Source organism: Bradyrhizobium canariense (genome assembly GCF_018130465.1).
GTDB lineage: Bacteria > Pseudomonadota > Alphaproteobacteria > Rhizobiales > Xanthobacteraceae > Bradyrhizobium > Bradyrhizobium canariense_C.
In genome coordinates, this window is sequence record NZ_JAFCKJ010000008.1 from 75,272 (window position 1) to 95,743 (window position 20,472).

17 protein-coding genes and 1 tRNA gene are annotated in these 20,472 nt (G+C 62.7%); 14 read left to right on the forward strand and 4 right to left on the reverse strand.

Features of this window, described 5'->3' with window-relative positions; translation table 11 throughout:
* Positions 1-144 precede the first annotated feature (144 nt).
* The 7 genes from gatC to JQ591_RS21410 all read left to right on the forward strand — a co-directional run bounded on the left by gatC (position 145) and on the right by JQ591_RS21410 (position 6,678).
* Positions 145-432 (forward strand): Asp-tRNA(Asn)/Glu-tRNA(Gln) amidotransferase subunit GatC, encoded by a 288-nt coding sequence (gatC, locus tag JQ591_RS21380; RefSeq protein ID WP_211397972.1) that lies wholly within the window; start codon positions 145-147, stop codon positions 430-432.
* Positions 433-450: 18 nt separating this feature from the next.
* Positions 451-663, forward strand: coding sequence for a hypothetical protein (locus tag JQ591_RS21385; protein ID WP_211397973.1), 213 nt, complete (start codon positions 451-453; stop codon positions 661-663).
* Positions 660-2,135 (forward strand): Asp-tRNA(Asn)/Glu-tRNA(Gln) amidotransferase subunit GatA, encoded by a 1,476-nt coding sequence (gatA, locus tag JQ591_RS21390; protein ID WP_211397974.1) that lies wholly within the window; start codon positions 660-662, stop codon positions 2,133-2,135. Before JQ591_RS21385 ends, gatA begins: the two co-directional genes overlap by 4 nt.
* Positions 2,126-2,431, forward strand: coding sequence for a hypothetical protein (locus tag JQ591_RS21395; RefSeq protein WP_211397975.1), 306 nt, complete (start codon positions 2,126-2,128; stop codon positions 2,429-2,431). Before gatA ends, JQ591_RS21395 begins: the two co-directional genes overlap by 10 nt.
* Entirely contained in the window at positions 2,428-3,336 is a 909-nt protein-coding gene (locus JQ591_RS21400) for an FkbM family methyltransferase (protein WP_211397976.1), read from the forward strand. The genes JQ591_RS21395 and JQ591_RS21400 overlap by 4 nt, the downstream gene beginning before the upstream one ends.
* Positions 3,333-4,817, forward strand: coding sequence for an Asp-tRNA(Asn)/Glu-tRNA(Gln) amidotransferase subunit GatB (gatB, locus tag JQ591_RS21405; protein WP_211397977.1), 1,485 nt, complete (start codon positions 3,333-3,335; stop codon positions 4,815-4,817). The genes JQ591_RS21400 and gatB overlap by 4 nt, the downstream gene beginning before the upstream one ends.
* 1,594 nt (positions 4,818-6,411) lie before the next feature.
* Entirely contained in the window at positions 6,412-6,678 is a 267-nt protein-coding gene (locus JQ591_RS21410) for a hypothetical protein (protein ID WP_211397978.1), read from the forward strand.
* A gap of 444 nt (positions 6,679-7,122) precedes the next feature.
* Here the strand turns inward: JQ591_RS21410 and JQ591_RS21415 are convergent.
* Positions 7,123-7,215: transfer RNA gene (locus JQ591_RS21415), tRNA-Ser, on the reverse strand.
* A 614-nt stretch (positions 7,216-7,829) separates the two neighbouring features.
* Here JQ591_RS21415 and JQ591_RS21420 point away from each other — a divergent pair.
* Both JQ591_RS21420 and JQ591_RS21425 read left to right on the forward strand, forming a co-directional pair.
* Complete coding sequence (locus JQ591_RS21420; RefSeq protein WP_211397979.1) at positions 7,830-10,445, forward strand: tetratricopeptide repeat protein; 2,616 nt, start codon at positions 7,830-7,832, stop codon at positions 10,443-10,445.
* A gap of 506 nt (positions 10,446-10,951) precedes the next feature.
* Positions 10,952-12,562 carry a porin gene (locus JQ591_RS21425; RefSeq protein ID WP_211397980.1) on the forward strand — a complete coding sequence of 537 codons (1,611 nt, stop codon included), beginning with the start codon at positions 10,952-10,954 and terminating at the stop codon, positions 12,560-12,562.
* Between the two features lie 537 nt (positions 12,563-13,099).
* On the opposite strand, the gene JQ591_RS21430 is transcribed toward JQ591_RS21425, so the two are convergent.
* Entirely contained in the window at positions 13,100-15,526 is a 2,427-nt protein-coding gene (locus tag JQ591_RS21430; RefSeq protein WP_211398199.1) for a transglycosylase SLT domain-containing protein, read from the reverse strand.
* Positions 15,527-15,819: 293 nt separating this feature from the next.
* Here JQ591_RS21430 and dapA point away from each other — a divergent pair, with 293 nt between their 5' ends.
* Genes dapA through JQ591_RS21450 form a run of 4 tightly spaced genes read left to right on the forward strand, consistent with a single transcriptional unit; the run spans position 15,820 to position 18,311 of the window.
* Positions 15,820-16,710 carry a 4-hydroxy-tetrahydrodipicolinate synthase gene (dapA, locus tag JQ591_RS21435; RefSeq protein WP_211397981.1) on the forward strand — a complete coding sequence of 297 codons (891 nt, stop codon included), beginning with the start codon at positions 15,820-15,822 and terminating at the stop codon, positions 16,708-16,710.
* Between the two features lie 26 nt (positions 16,711-16,736).
* Entirely contained in the window at positions 16,737-17,180 is a 444-nt protein-coding gene (gene mscL, locus JQ591_RS21440) for a large conductance mechanosensitive channel protein MscL (RefSeq protein ID WP_283817860.1), read from the forward strand.
* Positions 17,181-17,239: 59 nt separating this feature from the next.
* The gene (gene smpB, locus JQ591_RS21445; RefSeq protein WP_027567292.1) at positions 17,240-17,713 is read left to right on the forward strand and encodes an SsrA-binding protein SmpB; all 474 of its coding nucleotides are present in this window, start codon (positions 17,240-17,242) and stop codon (positions 17,711-17,713) included.
* A gap of 4 nt (positions 17,714-17,717) precedes the next feature.
* Complete coding sequence (locus tag JQ591_RS21450) at positions 17,718-18,311, forward strand: peroxiredoxin (RefSeq protein WP_211397982.1); 594 nt, start codon at positions 17,718-17,720, stop codon at positions 18,309-18,311.
* Here the strand turns inward: JQ591_RS21450 and JQ591_RS21455 are convergent.
* Both JQ591_RS21455 and JQ591_RS21460 read right to left on the reverse strand, forming a co-directional pair.
* The gene (locus JQ591_RS21455; RefSeq protein ID WP_211397983.1) at positions 18,308-18,982 is read right to left on the reverse strand and encodes a uracil-DNA glycosylase; all 675 of its coding nucleotides are present in this window, start codon (positions 18,980-18,982) and stop codon (positions 18,308-18,310) included. The two genes, JQ591_RS21450 and JQ591_RS21455, sit on opposite strands and share 4 nt — an antisense overlap.
* The gene (locus JQ591_RS21460; RefSeq protein WP_211397984.1) at positions 18,963-19,607 is read right to left on the reverse strand and encodes an NYN domain-containing protein; all 645 of its coding nucleotides are present in this window, start codon (positions 19,605-19,607) and stop codon (positions 18,963-18,965) included. Before JQ591_RS21460 ends, JQ591_RS21455 begins: the two co-directional genes overlap by 20 nt.
* Before the next feature lie 330 nt (positions 19,608-19,937).
* Between JQ591_RS21460 and rpoZ the strand changes: the two genes are divergently transcribed.
* The gene (gene rpoZ, locus JQ591_RS21465) at positions 19,938-20,330 is read left to right on the forward strand and encodes a DNA-directed RNA polymerase subunit omega (RefSeq protein WP_007603391.1); all 393 of its coding nucleotides are present in this window, start codon (positions 19,938-19,940) and stop codon (positions 20,328-20,330) included.
* Positions 20,331-20,472 lie beyond the last annotated feature (142 nt).

Below are 20,472 nucleotides of genomic sequence, written 5' to 3' on the forward strand. Positions count from 1 at the left end.
TCATCGCTTTAGGTTATTGTTTGCGCATGATCTTTTCGGAAAACCGCTGCGCACTTTTCCGGATCATGCGCGCAGCGCCGGTTGCGGCGCAAAACCGGCCTCTGCTATACGGCAGTTAGATTTTGCCGTGAGAGGCCTTATATAATGTCCGTCGACGCCGCTACCGTCCGCCGCATCGCGCATCTGGCGCGCATTGCGGTTTCCGAGGGCGAGGTTCCGCATCTGCAGAGCGAGCTCAACGCCATGCTCGCCTTTGTCGAGCAGCTCTCGGAGGTCAATGTCGAGGGTGTGGAGCCCATGACCTCGGTCACCCCGATGCAGATGAAGAAGCGGCTGGATGTGGTCAATGACGGTGAGATCGCCGACGATATCGTTGCCAACGCGCCCGCGACCGAAAGTCACTTCTTTCTTGTGCCCAAGGTCGTCGAGTAACTTTTAGGACTTGGTCCGATGTGCATGCTTTGCGACGACGAGAAGGCCTATCAGGCCTACATGAACTATCTCGACAAGATGGAGCGGCAGGGCAAGGCTGCCGACCCCAACATCGCCGTCAATGCCGTGCTCGACGAGATCGAGGCGGCGGCCAAAGCGTCCGCCAAAAAAGACGACCCGGCCAACGACAAGACCCTGTCTCCCTTCTTCTGCAGCCCGATCAATAAATGACCGATTTGACATCGCTGACGCTCGCCGAGGCCCGCAAGGGTCTCGCGGCCAAGACTTTCACGTCCCTCGAGCTGACCGACGCGCATCTGAACGCGATCGAAGCCGCGCGCGTGCTCAATGCTTTCGTCATGGAGACGCCGGACCAGGCGCGCGCCATGGCGAAGGCCGTGGACGAGAAGATCGCCAAGGGTGAGGGCGGTCCGCTCGCGGGCATCCCGCTCGGCATCAAGGACCTGTTCGCGACCAAGGGCGTGCGCACCACGGCGTGCTCGAAAATCCTCGGCAATTTCGTGCCGACTTACGAGTCCACCATCACTTCGCAGCTCTGGCGCGACGGCGCGGTGATGCTGGGCAAGCTCAACAATGACGAGTTCGCGATGGGCTCGGCGAACGAGACCTCATGCTTCGGTCCCGTCGGCAATCCCTGGCGGCGCGAGGGAAGCAACACGACGCTGGTGCCGGGCGGCTCGTCCGGCGGCTCGGCCTCGGCCGTGTCGGCGCTGCTGTGCATGGGCGCGACCGCGACCGACACCGGCGGCTCGATCCGGCAGCCGGCGGCGTTCACCGCGACTGTCGGCATCAAGCCGACTTATGGCCGCTGCTCGCGCTGGGGCATCGTCGCCTTTGCCTCCTCGCTCGACCAGGCAGGTCCGATCGCGCGCAGCGTGCGCGACAGCGCGATGCTGCTGCGCTCGATGGCCGGGCACGATCCGAAGGATACGACCTCGGTCGACACGCCCGTGCCGGACTACGAGGCCGCGATCGGCAAGTCCGTGAAGGGCATGAAGATCGGCATTCCCAAGGAATACCGTCTCGATGGCATGCCGGCCGAGATTGAAAAGCTCTGGAGCGAGGGCGCGGCCTGGCTGAAGGCGGCCGGCGCCGAACTCGTCGACATATCGTTGCCGCACACGAAATACGCGCTGCCGGCCTATTACATCGTCGCGCCGGCGGAGGCGTCCTCCAACCTCGCGCGCTACGACGGCGTGCGCTACGGCCTGCGCGAGCAGGGCCGGAACATCAACGAGCTGTACGAGAACACCCGCGCCGAAGGTTTTGGCGCGGAGGTCCGCCGTCGCGTCATGATCGGCACCTATGTGCTGTCGGCCGGCTATTACGACGCCTACTATTTGCGCGCCCAGAAGGTGCGCACGCTGATCAAGAAGGACTTTGAGGATTGCTTCGCCAAGGGCGTCAACGCAATCCTGACGCCGGCGACGCCGTCGGCGGCCTTCGGCATCGGCGAGAAGGGTGGGGCGGACCCCGTCGAGATGTACCTCAACGACATCTTCACGGTGACCGTGAACATGGCGGGCCTGCCGGGCATCGCGGTGCCCGCCGGCAAGGACGCGCAGGGTCTGCCGCTCGGCCTGCAGCTGATCGGCCGGCCCTTCGACGAGGAGACGCTGTTCTCGCTCGGCGAGGTGATCGAGCAGGCCGCCGGCCGTTTCACGCCGGCGAAATGGTGGTGAACATGGCGGCGTATATCGCCAGCCTCGACGACGCCGCGCCGGCGCCGGATCTCAGCGCGCCGCTCGCCGGCTTGTGGTGGGCCGCCAAGGGCGATTGGGACCAGGCGCACAAGATCGTCCAGGACGAGAGCAGCCGCGAGGCCGCCTGGGTGCACGCCTATCTGCACCGGGTCGAGGGCGACCTCGGCAATGCCGGCTATTGGTACCGCCAGGCTGGCCAGCCGGTGGCAACGGATTCGCTTGAAGCAGAATGGCAGCGCATCGCTGATACGCTGGGTGGGAGTGCATCCGCATGAGCGAGCCTGCTTTCACGGGGCCGAAGGCGAAGCCGGAAGATTTATTCGGCCGTTTTCGCGAGATCGTTTCCGATCCGCTCAACCTCCTGATCGAACGCGTCCCGATGGCAGGCCTCGTCGAAGGCGATCAGGTCTATCTGCATAACGGCCTGAAGGTTCCGGGCATCGGGCCCGGAGCCTATTACGGCCCCTTCAGCAGCGTGCTTGTGATCAATCGCGGCGTCCACGAGCCGCTGGAAGAATATGTCTTCCAGGAATTGCTGAAGCGGCTGGGCGAGGCGCCCTCGATGATCGAGCTCGGCGCCTATTGGGGCCACTATTCCATGTGGCTCAAGAAGACGCGGCCGAAGGCAGAGGTCATCCTGGTCGAGCCGGATCCCGCCTGCCTGAAGACCGGTCAGGATAATTTCGCGCGCAACGGATTGCGGGGCGAGTTCGTCAAGGCCTTTGTCGGCAAGGGCAAATTCGAGATCGACGCCTTCTTCAGGGACAGGAAGATCAAGCATCTCGACATTTTGCCTGCCGATATCCAGGCCTTCGAGGTCGAGATGCTGCAAGGCGCGGAGAGCGTGCTCGCCAAGCGCCGCGTCGATTATCTCTTCATTGCAACCCATTCGCAGGCGCTCCATTACGAGGTCGTCGATCGTCTCAATGCGCATGGCTACCGCGTCGAGATCTCCAGCGATTTCGAGGAGCAGAGCACGTCGTTCGACGGCTTCGTGTTCGCCTCCTCGCCGGAGGTCGACGCGCTGTTCGGAGAGATCGAGATGATGGGCCGCCGCGAGATCGCGCTGCGCCAGCCGGCCGATGTGCTTCAGTCGCTTAACGGGCTTCTCGAAGCGGGTGAAGCGCGAGCGGCCAAGGGACCAGTAAAGGGACCAATAAAGGAACCAGTAAAGCCATGAACGCACCTGCCGCACCCCACAAGCTTCTCAAGGGCTCAACCGGTGACTGGGAGATGGTCATCGGCTTGGAGGTCCACGCTCAGGTGACGTCGAGCGCGAAGCTGTTCTCCGGCGCCTCCACTGCGTTCGGCGGAGAGCCGAACTCGCATGTGTCCCTGGTCGACGCGGCGATGCCGGGCATGCTGCCCGTCATCAACGAGGAATGCGTCAGGCAGGCTGTCCGGACCGGGCTTGGCCTCAACGCGCAGATCAACCTGCGCTCGGTGTTCGACCGCAAGAACTATTTCTATCCGGACTCGCCGCAGGGCTACCAGATCAGCCAGTACAAGTCGCCGATCGTGGGCGAGGGCGAGGTCGTGGTCGAACTGGACGGTGGCAGGACCGCCACGATCGGCATCGAGCGGCTGCATCTGGAGCAGGACGCCGGCAAATTGCTGCACGATCAGTCGCCGACCATGTCTTACGTCGATCTCAACCGTTGCGGCGTGGCCCTGATGGAGATCGTCTCCAAGCCCGACATCCGCGACGCCGAGCAGGCCAAGGCCTACGTGACCAAGCTGCGCTCGATCCTGCGCTATCTCGGCACCTGCGACGGCGACATGGAGAAGGGGTCCCTGCGCGCCGACGTCAACGTCTCCGTGCGCAAGCCGGGTGCGCCGCTCGGCACCCGCTGCGAGATCAAGAACATGAACTCGATCACCTTCATCGGGCAGGCGATCGAGTACGAGGCCCGGCGCCAGATCGAAATCCTCGAGGATGGCGGCGCGATCGACCAGGAAACCCGGCTCTACGACCCCAACAAGGGCGAGACGCGGTCGATGCGGTCCAAGGAAGAGGCGCACGACTATCGCTACTTCCCCGATCCCGACCTGTTGCCGCTGGAGTTCTCGCAAAGCTTCGTCGACGAGCTGAAGGCTGAGCTGCCCGAGCTGCCGGACCAGAAGAAGACGCGCTTCGTCGCGGACTTCGGCCTGTCGGCCTATGACGCGAGCGTGCTGGTCGCCGAGCGCGAGAGCGCGGTGTTCTACGAGACCGTGCTGGAGAAGCTCGCCAACCGCGCGCGCGACGGCAAGGTCGCCGCGAACTGGGTCATCAACGAGCTGTTCGGTCGTCTCAACAAGGAGGGCCGGGATATTACGGGCTCTCCGGTTGGCGCCGAGCAGCTGGCCGCGATCATCGACCTGATCGGCGAGGGCACGATCTCCGGCAAGATCGCCAAGGATCTGTTCGAGATCGTCTGGCAGGAGGGCGGCGATCCCCGCGCGCTGGTCGAAAGCCGCGGCATGAAGCAGGTCACGGATCTTTCGGCGATCGAAAAGGTTGTCGACGACATCATCGCGGCCAATCCCGACAAGGCGGCGCAGGTCAAGGACAAGCCGCAGTCGCTCGGCTGGTTCGTCGGCCAGGTGATGAAGGCGTCCGGCGGCAAGGCCAACCCTCAGAGCGTCAACGACCTGCTCAAGTCCAAGCTCGGCATCTGACCTCGCGCGTTCGAACGAGGTGACGGACACGCGTCGTCACCTCGCTTTCGGTTCGCGATGCGACGCTCGCGCGCATCCTCGGCGGCGAACTTCATCCGGATCGAGCGCGATACGCCGACCGAATCGCCGTCACGCGATTCGCGCAAAACGGCGACTTGCACACGCTCTGACGAGCGCTCGCGCCGTTAATCATGAAAATATTTTCGTTGCCAAAAGTCGCGACTCAGAGTCCGCGAAGCGCCTTCGCGAGGCGCTCGCGCGATCGGCAAGATGCTTCATTGCAGCGATCGTGCGCGATGCGTGCGTGCAGAAAAATACTTGCTGCATAGTGTTTTCCTGCAGTTGCATCTCTAGCAGACGCCGATGCTGCGGGCACTCTCCGCGAACGCAAGTGCACGTCATGCAGTGCGCTTGCATCGCGCTCGCCAAGCGCACACGTCTTTGCTCGTCAACACTTCTTTAAGCGAGACGCTGTTTTTTTCGTTGTGTTGGTGTATTCGGGATGAGTGTGCACTCGATCCCCGACTGCATGCAGCGATTAAGCCATCTCAAACATCGGAGGGCAACATGGCCAAGAAAGCTAAGAAGGCGAAGAAGGCGAAGAAGGCGAAGTCCGCAGTGAAGAAGACTGCGAAGAAGACCCGCAAGGTCGCCAAGAAGAAGTAACTTCGCTTTTTGAAGTTGCCGGCTCCTAGAGAGCCGGCACGTCATCAGCGCCTTCTCGAAGGATCTGGTCGACGATAGAGGGTGTCGGCGAGACATCAGGTCAACGGTCGGATCGTTTTCTTTAGCGGGTTCGCCCGCCAAAGGCCGGTCCGGCAGAAGAAACAAGTTTTCTTCGTTCGGTGTGGTTCTCCGTAAGGGGCTCCGCAATTTCACAGGCGGCCTTCGGGCCAACGTGGAATCTGGTCCTGACGTGTTCGCCGACGCCCTCGTTCTCTTGAGGCCGGGGTATTGCCGGCATTCCCATATCCCGACATTGCTGATCTGGCCGCGCCGACGTGCTTGCTCCTGCCTTGGGCAGGCGAGCTTGGGCAGGCGAGGGCGACCGCGAATGGTCAATTGCCGCGACGGCCGTCGCTCAGGGCAATCCGAAACCGTCCCCCGATTCCAAATAGAGACCTTCTGCGCTGGACGGCACGTCGGCCATCGGGCGTCGCCACGCGAGGCGACCATGCGGCCTTTCCGGCGCGCGGCTCCCACAAATTGTAACCACAGGACGCGCGGCACCGTGCGCGATGGTTATCGTTCTCCCAAAATCCCAAGGTGAACCGAATCTGACGAATTGCAGAAGTGCCTGTAAAACGAGGACTTCTTGCATTTGCCGTGCGCGCCCGGCGCGGGCTCGTTTACGTCTGCTTCATCGCGATACTTAAACTGCCATTCAAATTTGCCCGCCATCATCATCTCCAACAGGCCGGCAAACGGCTTGGGCAACGAGACTTGGGCAACGAGACTTGGGCAACAAGACTTGGGCGACAAGACTTGGGGATGAGTTGAACAGCGCACGATCCCAGAAGGGATCATGCAAATCAGAGTTGGACGGGAGCCGCGCTCGGGGGAACGAGGCGGCATAAGAAAAAGGGGATGCGTTATGTTTCAGGGTACTTTCGATCTGGAGACCGCGACGCCGATTGACGCTGGCGCGCTGTCGGACGTGCTGTTCGAGCGCGGCATGTATTGGGCGAGCGGACGCTCCGGTCTCGTCGATCTCGTCGCCGCGCACAAATGGTTCAACCTCGCCGCGCTGAAGGGCCGCAAGGACGCCGTGACGCTGCGCCAGGAAGTCGCCGGGCAGATGTCGGACGCCGATATTTCGGCCGCGCAGCGCGAGGCGAGGGCGTGGGTCTCCGCCCGTTGAGCGAAGAACCGCGTCCCGGCCGTCGCTTTAACAGGTGAACCTGATTTTCGCTAAATCGGGTTCCCTCGTGGTGACGCCATCCGGATCGGCGCGGCGTGAACGATCCCGACCAGATTGGCCAAGCGTAGATCAGAGGCGGCCGATGCAGATCGCGCCCCCACGATTGGATCTGGAACTCGGACGGCCGCACAAGCTGGCCTTCTGCCCGACATATTCGAGGTCTCGGACCTTTCCATGCCGCCGCAAGGCCGGCGTCGACGAGGCCGTGCAGATATTGCCCTCACATTGGCGGATATGACGATCCGGCATCCAGGCGCGCGCACATGAGGAGCACGCGAATCGGGCTCAGCTCAGCCGCGCTGATCCTTGCGCCAGGCTTTCGCGGCCGCCGCACGGTCGCTTATCAGGTGAAGGAACGCACAGATCTCTGATTCTGCCGCGGGGTGGCGGAGAGGGAGGGATTCGAACCCTCGATACAGCTTGAGACCGTATGACGCTTTAGCAAAGCGTTGCCTTCAGCCACTCGGCCACCTCTCCGGTGCGAGCCTTATGCATCTAATTACTTGGGCTGGTCAATTTGGAAGCGTGTGTTTTCGCTCGAATATTCCCAGCGATTTCCGAAACAAAGCGGTTTGCTCTCGGAGCGAGAACGTATCGTCGCGATCCCGGACACAAAGCTGGAGGGTTTGGCGCCCGTCGCAAGAATGGCTCTGGTGTACATGAACGCTGCCTTCGCCCGCATAAACAATTGATTTTGCTTCTAAATTGGATGGGAAGGGCTTGCGCGAGGGCTCGGTCGCCTTCGTCGCGGAGCCGCTTCTATTAAGTGATTGATTTGGTTGTCGCTTTCTGCGATTCGCCACAAGCGCCACAAGCTATGTAGCATTGGTCGCTCTCAAATCGGTCGACGGGTCCCGTGTCAGGGCTGCGGGAAAGGCCTCTCGCCATCAGTTCGGGATAACTCGCTGGCCGGACCGTCGCACCAGGTGTCGCGACCGTCGCACCAGGCATCGCCGCAATCGGGGGCTGGCACGCGCGTTCGTCCCGCAACGGCCGGGCTACGCCGCTACGGTCTCATGCCGTTACTGTCGCAGCTTGCAATGTCGGGGCCGATGGTATGATTGACCAGACGTTCTGAGGGAGGAATGGGCTTGGCGGGTGAACTGCAGACCAAATTTCGACGTGCTGTCGAAGCCTTTCACGCCCACGATTTGGTCAAAGCGGAAAGAATACTGCAGCAGATCGCAAAAGCGTCCAGGAACATCTTCGAGGTCGAACACCTTCTGGGGGTGGTGAAGCTCGTACAAGGTCGATTTGCCGAGGCCGAGGTGCATCTCAGAGCAGCGGTGGCCCTGAACGGAAGCAGCGACGAAGCCCTCAGCAATTATGGATATGCGCTCAAATCGCTGAATCGACCTCAGGAAGCTCTGGCCTATTTCACGCGCGCATTGGCGGTGAATCCGCGCAATCCCCTTTCATACCACAACAGAGGTTCGATCCTCGCCGAGTTCGCGAGAAGCTATGGGGAAGCGATCGAGCAATTCGACAAGGCGACATTCTACAATCCGAACTTTGCCGATGCCTATGCAAGCAAGGGCGGTTGCCTTGAAAAGCTCAGGCGTTACGAGGATGCCCTCGTCGCCTACGACAAGGCGCTGTCGATCAGGCCCGACCTGGAGACGGCATGGCTTGGTCGAGGCAATGCACTCCGGAATCTCAGGCGGTACGACGACGCATTTGCCACGTACGACAAGGCGCAGTCGGCCAGACCGGATTTCCCGAGTGCATGGGTTGGCCGAGGTGAAGTTTTCACCGATCTCAAGCGCCACGACGAGGCGCTTGCCGCGTACGACAAGGCGATCTCGATCAAGCCTGATCTCGAGAGCGCGTGGGTTGCCCGGGGGCATGTTCTCTGGAGCCTGAAGCGCTACGACGAAGCTTCGGCGGCCTACGACAAGGCGCTCTCGATCAAGTCCGACCTGGAGAACGCGTGGCTTGGCCGGGGCAACGTGTCCTTCGATCTCAAGCGCCTTGACGAGGCGTTCGCTGCCTATGACAGGGCGTTGTCGATCCGCTCTGATCTGGCGGAAGCCTGGCTTGGCCGCGGCAATGTTCTGACCGAGCTCAAGCGCCGCGACGATGCACTCGCTGCGTACGACCGGGCGCTGTCGATCAAGCCTGATCTCGCCGAGGCATGGCTCGGTCGTGGCAACGTGGCGTGGGCGCTCAAGCGCTACGAGGAGGCTCTTGCCGCGTATGACAAGGCGCTCGCGATCAAGGCCGACACCGAGGGGGCGTGGATTGGCCGGGGCAATGTCTTTACCGAGCTCGGACGCTATGACGAAGCCTTCATCGCCTTCGACAAGGCGGTGTCGATCAGGCCTGACCTGGAGGGCATCGAGGGTTTGCGCCTTCTTGCAAAGATGAACCTGTGCAATTGGGACAATCTGGACGAAGAGATCGGCCAGTTGACGGCAGCGATACGGCTCGGGAAGGCCAATAGCTCTCCCTTTGCGTTGCTTTCCTTGACGGATTCTCCCGATGATCAGCTCAGCTGCGCCAGGGCCTGGGTGAGGGCAAAGCTCCCGCATGTCGCCAAGACGAGGTCAGGGGGTGAAATCCGCAGCCACGACAAGATCCGGGTCGGATATGTCTCACCTGATTTTCGCAAGCATCCGGTCGGGTACCTCACCGCCGAGATCTTCGAGAGTCACGATCCCGACCGCTTCGAGACGTATGCGTTTTCAATCGGCCCTGACGACAACAGCGATCTGCGCAGGCGACTGGAAAGGTCGTTTCATCGCTTTATTGATTGCGAGCACAAGGTCGACGGTGAAGTCCTGAAGGCGATCGACGATGCGCAGATCGATATCCTTGTCGATCTTGCAGGCCATACGCAGAATGCCAGGCTGTCGTTGTTCGCGTCCAGGCCGGCTCCGATCGTCGTCAACTATCTCGGGTTCGCGGGAACGTTGGGGAGCGGGGAGCTCTTCGATTACATCATTGCCGATCAGATCGTGCTGCCAGATCAAAACAGCCAGTTCTTCGACGAGAAGGTCGTTCGTTTGCCCGGCAGCTTTATGCCGCGTGATAATCACGTTGGGAAAATCGACGATGCTGCGCCCAATCGGGCTGATCACGATTTGCGGCAGGAATGGACTGTGTTTTGCTGCTTCAACAACGCCTACAAGATCAATCCGGCTGTCTTTGGCTCCTGGATGAATATCTTGAAGAGCGTGGACCAGTCGGTCTTGTGGCTGTCCGACGTGGGCGAGATCGCAAAATCGAATCTGCGGAAGGAAGCCAGGGGCCGGGGCGTCGACCCGGATCGCCTGGTGTTTGCAAGGCGCGTTGCGTCTTCATCGGAACATTTGGCGCGCCATCGCCTCGCCGACCTCTTCCTGGATACGATGCCCTACAACGCACATACGACGGCCAGCGATGCGTTGTGGGCTGGTCTGCCGGTGGTGACCCACATTGGAAATAGTTTCGCCGGTCGCGTGGCGGCGAGCTTGCTGAGCGCTGTCGGCCTGCCTGAGCTGATCACGCGAACGCGTGCGGATTATGAAGCACTCGCGATCGACCTGGCGCTCGATAAGCAGAAGCTGGCGGATATTCGCGGAAGGCTGCAAGGGAGCCACCTGACCGCATCAACGTTTGATGCGGCGCTCTACGCAAGGCGGCTGGAGGCAGCTTACGAGGCTATGTATCAGCGACATCAGGCCGGCTTGCCGCCGGATCATATCGAAGTTCAAGCGCGCGGATGAGGACGACCGTCGCGGCCGCTTGCTAGTCAGGTCAGCCAATTCCCGAAGCGGTGGGGCGCGCTGAGTCCTTGGTTGATTCCACGATTCGGACGCCTCAGATCCACAGCGGAGCGCCTCCGCGGATGTGGGAGCCCGCGCCGGAACTTTTGACAGCAAATGGAACCTGTCTAAAAAATCCAATATATTCAATGTGTTACAAGAGCGCTGTGATCACATCTGCGTGTTATTTGTGCAACACCCGTCGGAAAACACGCTCCATAGGCCCGTTCTGAAGCGTTCTGTTGTTGTGTGTGCAAGGGCGTTCGGTAATTGTGACTGAGCGACGGAGGGGGGCATCCCGAGGTCGTCCCGTCTTAGGTGGTTCGCTTAAGTCCCTCGCGTTCAGCGGGTGTGTCCGAAGGCGCGAAGCGACTAAGCGGTGAATTTAAGGGACAAGGGAACCAACCTTAGGGTGTCTTCACCCAGCGGATCCGGAACCTTCCCTATGGCAAACTTGGAGGTTTAACATGAAGTTGGTTAAGAGCCTTTTGCTCGGTTCCGCGGCGGGTCTGATCGCCGTTGGCGGAGCGCAGGCAGCCGATCTCCCCGTGAAGGCCAAAGCGGTCGAATACGTGAAGATCTGCTCCCTGTACGGTGCGGGTTTCTACTACATCCCGGGCACCGACACCTGCATCAAGCTGGGTGGTTACTTGCGCGCTGAAGTCGCGCTGGGCACCAACTCGGATTTCGGCGGCGGCTTGAACGTTTCGAGCCAGGGCGCCAACGGTTCCCGCAACCGTCTGACGAACTACTACACCATGCGCGCTCGTGAAGATCTCAACATCGACACGCGCACCGCGACCGAGTACGGCGTTGTCCGTACCTTCTTCGACGGCGTGTTCTCCTGGACGTCCGGCAACTACGTCGGCACCGGTTCGGGCACCGGCACCACCGCCTACAGCGGTACGCTGGCTGCCGCCACCAACCCCGGCGCGACCACCACGGGCCTGTTCGGTTCGGGCTCCGGCTCGGTCAACGGCACCGACGGCAACACCTCGGCCGGTTCGCTCGGCGTGTACTACGCCTTCATCCAGTTCGCTGGCTTCACGATGGGTAAGGCCGTGTCGCAGTTCGACGCGCCCTGGACCAACTATCCCGGCAACAACTTCGACAGCCTCGTCGGCGGTTCCGGCACGGTCACTGGTGTCAACCAGTTCACCTACACCGCTGACTTCGGTCAGGGCGTGACGGCAGCGTTCTCGGCTGAAGACGTTTCCTCGTACTATCAGGCCGGCAACCTGAACATGACCGGCGCGACTGCGGCCGGCATGCTCGGTGGCGCTTATGGCTCCAACGCCATCGGCGGCACCCGTTCGCCGAACCTCGTTGGTATGGTGCGTGTCGACCAGGCCTGGGGCCTTTTCCAGGCGTCGGTCGCTGCGCATGACAACCACGTCGGTTACTACGGCGCGTCCGAGGCCACTGGCCACCCCGACGACAAGTGGGGCTGGGCAGTTCAGCTGGCTCTGTCGATCAAGAACATCCCGACTGGTGCGGGTGACGTGATCAACATTTCGGGCGTCTACACCGACGGCGCGACCCGCTACAACTTCCAGAACCTGGCGGGCAGCACCTACTCGATGTGGGGAACCACGAGCACGGGTAACTACGGCAGCGTCGGCTTCGCCACCGCTCCCGACACCGTGTACGTCACGGGCAGCCAGCAGGAAACGGTCAAGACCTGGGGCTTCCGCGGTGCTTACACCCATAACTGGGATCCCTACTGGAACACCGCGATCTACGGTGCCTACGCTCAGGCGCAGTACGGCACTCTCGCCAAGACCACGCTCTGCGGCGCTGGTGGTGCTGGTGGTGGCGTGTTCGGTGCTGGCTTCGCTGGCGTGACCGCTTGTAACCCGGACTTCGCGATCGGCCAGGTGGGTCTCATCACCCGCTGGACCCCGGTCAAGAACCTGACGTTCTCGGCGGACGTTGCCTGGACCCACCTCGACCAGAAGTACGCTGGTTCGGTGACCCCGGCCGCCACGATCGCTGTCCCGGCCAAGCCGGCTGCGACCTACGACCTCAAGGATCAGGACTCGGTCGTTCTGCTCCTCCGCGCTCAGCGCAACTGGTAAGCTCGGTCTAACGAGTTGACAGAGAGCCCCGGCGGGAAACCGCCGGGGCTTTTTCTTTTGCCGGCGATGCTTTGTTCCTGCTCCATGGCGGTCGCGTTGGTGCGTCGCTGTCCGTTGGCCGATCGTTCGTCGCGGCCTGATCGAAGCTGCTGCGGGAGAGGGGATCTCTGGGTTGCACACCATCCCCGCGGCCAGAGCGCGCGGTTCTGACCGTCGTTGACGAACGCGGACCTGCGAACGCCCGCCTATCTGGTGTTCAATCGAAAGGGATCGACGCCTTCATCCCCGAGCCGCCGGGTAACGGAGAGTTCGCCAATCCGACCGCGATCCTGGCAGCGCCCGAGAGCTTGGCGGCCCGCAAGGTTCTGGCAGCCCCGACATTCCGGCAACCCGCCAAAGGCGCGTGTCGAGCAAGCCCGCCTGACAATCGCGCTCCAACGCTTCTTCGGTGGCTCAAGTCTCTTCGGTGGCTCAAGTCCCGGCGACGATGGCGCGCGCCACCAAGGGGCCCGGCAGAGATCGAGAGAGGATGACCGGCTATTCCACGCTGCCGGCGCCGCGGCGCAAATCGGCCTCGATCTGCAACCGCGTGCCGCCGCCGAAGCGGGCGCGGTAGACCTGAAGGTTCTCCATGATCCGCTGCACGTAGTTACGCGTCTCGGAGAACGGGATCAACTCGACCCAGTCGACCGCGTCGACCTTCGGGTCGCGCGGATCGCCGTAGCGATCGATCCACTTCTTCACACTGCCGCGGCCGGCATTGTAGGCGGCAAAGGTCATGATGTAGGAGCCGCGATAGTCCTCGAGCAGCCCACCGAGCTCGGCCGAGCCGAGCGTGGCGTTGTAGACCGAATCGTTCTTCAGCCGCCCCAGATCGTAGGTCCCGCCGTGCCGCTTGCAGACATAGCGTGCGGCGTCCGGCGTCACCTGCATCAGCCCATAGGCCTGCGCCGGCGAGACGACCGAGGGATTGAAGGCGCTCTCCTGCCGCGCGATGGCGTAGACGATGCTGCGCTCGACCTCGGGACCGATCGGCGTGAACTGAGGAATGCCGTTGACGGGATAGGCATAGAAATCGAACGGCAGCCCGCGATTGAGCGCGGCCTTGCCGAGCAGCAGCATGCCGCGCGCGTCGTTGTAGCGCTGGGTGAGCTCGCCGAGGCCGGCAAGCGCTTCGGGATCGCCGTTCTCGCCCATGTCGGCGAGCACGGGCACCGCCATCTCGCGCTCGTCGAGCTCGTAGAGCAGCTGCGCGGCGCGCACGATCTCCAGCCGTTCGGCACCGCGGCCGCGCGGCTGGCCGTTGAGCTCGATCTGCGGCAGGCCAAGCTTGGCGCGTGCGAGCTGGCCGTAATAGCTGGTGGATTGCTCGGCGGCCCGTGCGTAGGCGTTGCGCGCCTCCTGCTGGCGGCCTGCCGCTTCGGCGGCGCGGCCCTGCCAATAGCCGGCGCGCGCCAGCGTGGTCGGATTGACGCTGCCGATCCCGATGCGGGCAAAATGCTGGGTGGCGGCCGCGGGATCGTTGAGGAAGCGCAGCGCGATCCAGCCGGCGGTGAACTCCTGCTCGGTCTTGTAGATGTCGCGCGAGGGCAGGGCTGCATCGCGCGCGATCAGATAGGCGCTGCGGAATTCCTCGGTGTCGATCATCTTGCGCGCCAGGAGGCGCCGCTCGATCCACCATTCGTCGAGATTGTAGAGCCGGCCCGGATCCTTCGGTGCCGACAGCATGAGCTGGGCGGCTTCCGCAAATTTCTCCTCGCGGCGCAGCAGCTGGATCTTGCTGAAGATGAAGCCGGGATCGCCGTGCAGCTCGCGCGGCACGGCCTCGAGCAGCGCACGTGCGTTCGGCGCTTTCTTGAGGGAGGCGATGCGGGCCTTGGCGAGTGCGACATAGCCGGCCCCGAGGCGCTTTGCAGCACGCAGTGCGGCCTCGTTCTCGCTGCCGTAGAGCAGCGTGTCCATCCGCGCCTTCTGATCGCCGGGCGTCAGCAGCGCGCCGAACTGGTCGAGTGCGTTGTTCTCGGTGTCCTCCGACATCGGGTCGCTACGCCAGGCGTCGCGCACCAGACGTTCGGCGTTGGCGCGGTCGCCGCGTGCGAGCATCGCCTTGGCGAGCGTGAAGCGGCCCTTGGCGGACACGGGTGATTCATTCTCGAACCACGACCACGCGACCTGGTCGTCGCGCCTGTCGTCCCACATCGCGGCCTCCAGGCGCCGGCGCAGGAAAGTCTGCGACGGCCAGCTCGGATTGGCCGACAGGAAGGCGCGGTAGCGCTCCACGGTCGCGCCATTGTCCTCGCTGCGCAGAATGATCCATTCCGCGAGTTTTCGCGCGACGGGATCCGAGATCGTGGTCGCGGCATTGGTGGCGTCGCCCGACTTGCGCTTGCGCACGAGCTCGATGACGGACTCCAGCGTGTCCTTGTCGGCTTGCGACGTCGAGGAGGTCGCAGCAACCGCGGCCGGTGTGACCGGCTTGCGCGGGGCGGCATGCTGGCGGGTCGCCGGAGCCAGGACAGGAGCCGCGACGGGTTTGGCGGGGGCCGGGGCAGTCGGTCTGACGGTGGCCGTCACGGGGGTGGCTTTGGGAGGCGAACCGTTGGCGGTCGGCGTTGATTTTGGCGCGGCGGCCGCTGCAGGCTTCAGCTTGTCCTTCGCGGGTTCCTTGCCCGCGTCCTTCTTCCCCGCATCCTTGGCAGCATCCTTGCCAGGCTTCTTCGCGGCATCCTTGGCCGGGGCGCCGGTCGCACCCTTGCTTGCGCCCTTAGCGGCGTCCTTCGAAGTTTCCTTGCCGGTTCCCTTCGACGCCCCATTGGGCGCCCCCTTGGACGCCCCCTTCGCAGTGTCCTTGGCGGCGGGCTTCGCGGTATCCTTCGCGGTGTCTTTGGCCCCTTCCGCGGTCGACTCATTGGACTTGTCATTGGACTTGGCCCAGGCGGCGCAGCCGATCGACAGCGCTGCCATCAGGCACACGACCAGACCGGTGGATCGCCAAGTGGCACGCGGAAAGGAGGTCACGGCGTTTCGTCGCCCCGAATCAGTCAAATGGCTCAAGACCCGATTGTACAAGATTTGGCTGTATTTGATTGAATATGCGGACAAAATACCAACAGCCGCCTACCTTTGCCGGGTTTGCACCACCACCGCGGCAAAATCGCGGCCTAAACGGTGCGTCACGCGGAAGCGGGTCTTTTACCGGCGGGATAGACCCGATATGAATGCGGCTTGCTCGAGATCGCCGCGTACGGAGGAAGTCCATGGCAGCCAAGACTAAATTCCGGGGATCGTTCACCGCCTTGGTCACGCCGTTCAAGAACGGCTCGCTGGACGAGGCGGCGTTCCGCTCCCTGGTCAACTGGCAGATTTCAGAGGGCACCAACGGCCTGGTCCCGGTCGGCACCACCGGCGAGAGCCCGACGCTGAGCCATGACGAGCACAAGAAGGTCGTCGAATGGTGCATCGAGGAAGCGAAAGGCCGCGTGCCTGTCGTCGCCGGCGCCGGCTCCAACTCGACCAAGGAGGCGATCGAGCTCGCCCAGCACGCCGAGAAGGCGGGCGCCAACGCGGTTCTGGTCGTGACGCCCTACTACAACAAGCCGACCCAGGAAGGCATGTACCAGCACTTCAAGGCGATCAACGACGCCATCGGGATTCCGATCATCATCTACAACATCCCGCCGCGCTCGGTGATCGACATGTCGGTCGACACCATGAAGCGGCTGTGGGAGCTGAAGAACATCGCCGGCGTCAAGGACGCCACCGCCAGCATGGTCCGCGTCTCGCAGCAGCGCGCGGCGATGGGCGAGGACTTCAACCAGCTCTCGGGCGAGGACGCGACCATCCTCGGTTACATGGCCCATGGCGGCCACGGCTGCATCTCGGTGACCTCGAACGTCGCGCCGCGGCTGTGCTCGGAGTTCCAGGTCGCCTGGGCGAAGGGCGATCACGCCACCGCGCTGAAGCTGCACGACAAGCTGATGCCGCTGCACAACAACCTCTTCATCGAGAGCAATCCGGCGCCGATCAAGTATGCGCTGTCGCTGCTCGGCAAGCTGGACGAGACGCTGCGGCTGCCGATGGTGCCGGTCTCCGAGCCGACCCGCGTTGCCGTGCGCAGCGCGATGGTTCATGCTGGCCTCATCAACTGATGCGCTAGCCGATCGGGGAGCTGTTCATGGGCGTCGAGGAAAGGGGCACGCGGATGCTCAGGGAGTTCCGCGAGTTCGCCATGAAGGGCAACGTCGTCGATCTCGCGGTCGGCGTCATCATCGGCGCGGCCTTCGGCGCCATCGTCACTTCGCTGGTCGGCGACGTGATCATGCCGATCATCGGCGCAGCTACCGGCGGCCTCGACTTCTCGAACTACTTCACGCCGCTTTCGAGCAAGGTCACCGCCGCAAATCTCGCGGACGCCAAAAAGCAGGGTGCCGTCCTGGCTTGGGGCAGCTTCCTCACGCTGACGATCAACTTCATCATCATTGCCTTCGTGCTGTTCCTGGTGATCCGTGCCATGAACAAGTTGAAGCGCAAGGACGAGGCGGAGCCTGCCGCTCCACCAAAGCCGTCGGCCGAGGTCGAGCTGCTGACCGAGATCCGCGATCTCCTCAAGAAGTCTTGACGCGCGCGCTTCATCCAAACTGTTAGCGTCCCCGCGCATCTCGATCAGGTTTGTCTGCCATGGCCGATAAGAACGAACGTCCTATCAAGGTCATGGCGGAAAATCGCAAGGCCCGCTTCAACTACGCCATCGAGGATACGATCGAGGTCGGCATTGCCCTGACCGGCACCGAGGTCAAGTCGATCCGCAGCGGCAAGAGCACGATCGCGGAATCCTACGCCGATTCCAAGGACGGCGAGATATGGCTCATCAACGCCACCATTCCGGAATATCTCCAGGGCAACCGCTTCAATCACGAGCCCAAGCGGCCGCGAAAACTGCTGCTGCATCGCAAGCAGATCAACAAGCTGATGGGCGCGGTCGATCGCGAAGGCATGACGCTGATCCCGCTCAAGCTTTACTTCAACGAGCGCGGTCGGGCTAAATTGCAGCTCGCGGTTGCGAAGGGCAAGAAGCTGCACGACAAGCGCGAGTCCGAGAAGAAGCGCGACTGGAGCCGGGAGAAGGGCCGGTTGATGCGGGCGAGGGGATAGCGGGATGACTCAGAGAAACCTGCTCGAGGTCGACTGGACCCGGATTCCCGCACCAGCGGACGACGGCGGCGCCGCGCACCTGAAAGGCATGACGCTGCCGCCGGTCAGCCTGCTCGCCACTGACGACACGTCGGTCGCGCTGTCGGCGCTGCGTGGCCGGACCGTGGTGTTCGCCTATCCGCGCACCGGCGAGCCCGGCAAGATCGCGCTGGTCGACGATTGGGACATGATCCCGGGCGCGCGCGGTTGCACTCCCCAGACTTGCGCGTTTCGCGATCTGTTCGCCGAGCTGAAGGCCGCCGGCGCCGCGCAGGTGTTCGGCCTCTCGACCCAGAGCAACGCGTACCAGACCGAGATGGCCTCGCGGCTGCATCTGCCGTTTCCGGTGCTCTCGGACGAGAAGCTGGCGCTCACGCGCGCCCTGAATTTGCCGACCATGGAAGTCGCAGGCCTGACTCTGATCAAGCGCCTCGCGCTGATCGTCGACGACGCCAGGATCACGCATGTTTTCTATCCGGTGTTTCCGCCCGACCGGAACGCCGGCGATGTCCTGGACTGGCTGAAGGCCAATCCGGCGAAGGGCTTGTCCAAGGCCTAGTCCAGATCAGCCCTCACCTTCGCGAACACGGCGCGGAACATCTCCGGCGTCAGCACGCGGGTGTTCGTGTTGTAGCGCGAGCAGTGATAGCTGTCGTAGAGCCTGAATGCGCCCGCCTGATGCACGGCGCCGTGGCCGAAGGGGGCTTGCGATCCCTTCAAATTCAGCGGCTTGAGCACGGTGTCGTGCGCAATGCGCCCGAGGGCGACGATCGCGCGCAGGTTCGGCATCGTTGCGAGATTCGCCGCGAGAAACTGCCGGCAGGTGTTGATCTCGACCGGCAGCGGCTTGTTCTGCGGCGGCACGCAATGCACCGCATTGGCGATCCGGCAGTCGACCAGCTTCAGGCCGTCGTCGGGACGCGCCTGATATTTGCCCTTGGCGAAGCCGTATTCGAGCAGCGTAGCGTAGAGCAGGTCGCCGGCATAATCGCCGGTGAAGGGACGGCCGGTGCGGTTGGCGCCCTGCATCCCCGGCGCGAGGCCGACGATCAGGAGGCGCGCCTTGATGTCGCCGAAAGGCGCAACCGGCGCATTATGCCACGATGGCTCGCGCGCGCGGTTCGCCTCGCGAAAGGCGACCAGGCGCGGACAGAGCGGACAGTCACGGTCGGGGACGAGGCTGAGAGGCTGGCGGCTTGACCGGGCCGCCTCACTCCTCGAAGTCGTCATCGCCCCTCGGCGCCATGGTGGTCGCGCGCTGGAGGAACTGCGGGGCGTGGTGGCGCGCCTCGCGCTCGCCGCGGTCACGCGGGGCGGGGCGTTCGGACGGGTCGCGGCCGAGCTTGGACTGCAGCTCGACGAGATCCGTGAAGACGTCGGCCTGGCGGCGCAGCTCGTCGGCGATCATCGGCGGCTGGCTGGCGATCGTGGAAATCACGGTGACCCGCACGCCGCGGCGCTGAACGGCCTCGACCAGGGAGCGGAAGTCGCCGTCACCCGAGAACAGCACCATCTGGTCGATGTGTTCGGCGAGCTCCATGGCGTTCACGGCGAGCTCGATGTCCATGTTGCCCTTGACCTTGCGGCGGCCGGAGGCGTCGATGAACTCCTTGGTCGCCTTGGTAACGACGGTGTAGCCGTTGTAGTCGAGCCAGTCGATCAGCGGGCGGATCGAGGAGTATTCCTGATCCTCGATGATGGCGGTGTAATAGAACGCCCGAAGCAGCGTCCCGCGGCTCTGAAACTCCTTCAGCAGGCGCTTGTAATCGATGTCGAAGCCGAGAGTTTTCGCCGTCGCGTAGAGATTGGCTCCGTCGATAAAGAGCGCGATCTTGTCGGTTGAGGAAGGTGACATTCAGTTTGCTCGCGTAGAGTTTGTGATTGATCGTTTATTGTTGGCGCGGCGACAGCAAGCCGCGCAAATTCTAAAGTCCCGCCGAAACCCGTCGAAACCGCAAATCCGGAGAAGTCGGGGCAATCAAGGTATAGTTATGGCGGACTTGCATACACCCGGTGCCGCCGTCGCTGGCAGTCCGGGAAACCACCCATCCCAGCCCCAATGTGGGGGTAGCAGAGCCGTTTGGCGAGGCCAAATCACAAATTGGCCTTGCGAAACCCTTCCGTCCCCTATAACTAGCGCCAATCATCCACATATTTCGTCCCACCCACAACGGAGCGACAGTCCATGGCTCGCGTCACCGTAGAAGATTGTATCGACAAGGTCGACAACCGGTTTGACCTGGTCCTGCTGGCCGCCCACCGTGCCCGCATGATTTCGTCTGGTTCACAACTAACGGTTGACCGCGATAACGACAAGAACCCTGTTGTGTCTTTGCGTGAAATTGCTGAAACCACCATTTCGCCGGAGGACCTCCGCGAGGAGCTGGTGCACTCGCTGCAGAAGTTCGTCGAGGTCGACGAGCCCGAGCCGGACACGGTGCCGCTGATTGGCTCCGCCGGTGCGAGCGTGGATGCGGACGATACCGAAGTCGCCGTTGAGCGTATGACGGAAGAAGAGCTCCTGAAGGGTCTCGAAGGCCTCGCGCCGCCCGAGGAGCAGCCCGAGGAGGACGAGTAAATCGTCCCGTCGCGATCATCGACTTCTTGTGATCTTATCAAAGGCCCGAACCGTTGTTCGGGCCTTTGCTTTTGTTGGCGTTTTCGTGGTTACCATAGCGTCATCGGTTCGCGCCTGGCCCTGTCACTGAATTGATCGGACA

Coding starts and splice junctions, on each gene's coding strand:
- JQ591_RS21425 (WP_211397980.1), top strand. CDS start 10,952: ATGAAGTTGGTTAAGAGCCTTTTGCTCGGTTCCGCGGCGGGTCTGATC.
- rpoZ (WP_007603391.1), top strand. CDS start 19,938: ATGGCTCGCGTCACCGTAGAAGATTGTATCGACAAGGTCGACAACCGG.
- JQ591_RS21450 (WP_211397982.1), top strand. CDS start 17,718: ATGACTCAGAGAAACCTGCTCGAGGTCGACTGGACCCGGATTCCCGCA.
- gatC (WP_211397972.1), top strand. CDS start 145: ATGTCCGTCGACGCCGCTACCGTCCGCCGCATCGCGCATCTGGCGCGC.
- JQ591_RS21460 (WP_211397984.1), bottom strand. CDS start 19,607: ATGTCACCTTCCTCAACCGACAAGATCGCGCTCTTTATCGACGGAGCC.
- smpB (WP_027567292.1), top strand. CDS start 17,240: ATGGCCGATAAGAACGAACGTCCTATCAAGGTCATGGCGGAAAATCGC.
- gatB (WP_211397977.1), top strand. CDS start 3,333: ATGAACGCACCTGCCGCACCCCACAAGCTTCTCAAGGGCTCAACCGGT.
- gatA (WP_211397974.1), top strand. CDS start 660: ATGACCGATTTGACATCGCTGACGCTCGCCGAGGCCCGCAAGGGTCTC.
- JQ591_RS21400 (WP_211397976.1), top strand. CDS start 2,428: ATGAGCGAGCCTGCTTTCACGGGGCCGAAGGCGAAGCCGGAAGATTTA.
- JQ591_RS21430 (WP_211398199.1), bottom strand. CDS start 15,526: ATGGCAGCGCTGTCGATCGGCTGCGCCGCCTGGGCCAAGTCCAATGAC.
- dapA (WP_211397981.1), top strand. CDS start 15,820: ATGGCAGCCAAGACTAAATTCCGGGGATCGTTCACCGCCTTGGTCACG.
- JQ591_RS21455 (WP_211397983.1), bottom strand. CDS start 18,982: ATGACGACTTCGAGGAGTGAGGCGGCCCGGTCAAGCCGCCAGCCTCTC.
- JQ591_RS21410 (WP_211397978.1), top strand. CDS start 6,412: ATGTTTCAGGGTACTTTCGATCTGGAGACCGCGACGCCGATTGACGCT.
- JQ591_RS21385 (WP_211397973.1), top strand. CDS start 451: ATGTGCATGCTTTGCGACGACGAGAAGGCCTATCAGGCCTACATGAAC.
- mscL (WP_283817860.1), top strand. CDS start 16,737: ATGGGCGTCGAGGAAAGGGGCACGCGGATGCTCAGGGAGTTCCGCGAG.
- JQ591_RS21395 (WP_211397975.1), top strand. CDS start 2,126: ATGGTGGTGAACATGGCGGCGTATATCGCCAGCCTCGACGACGCCGCG.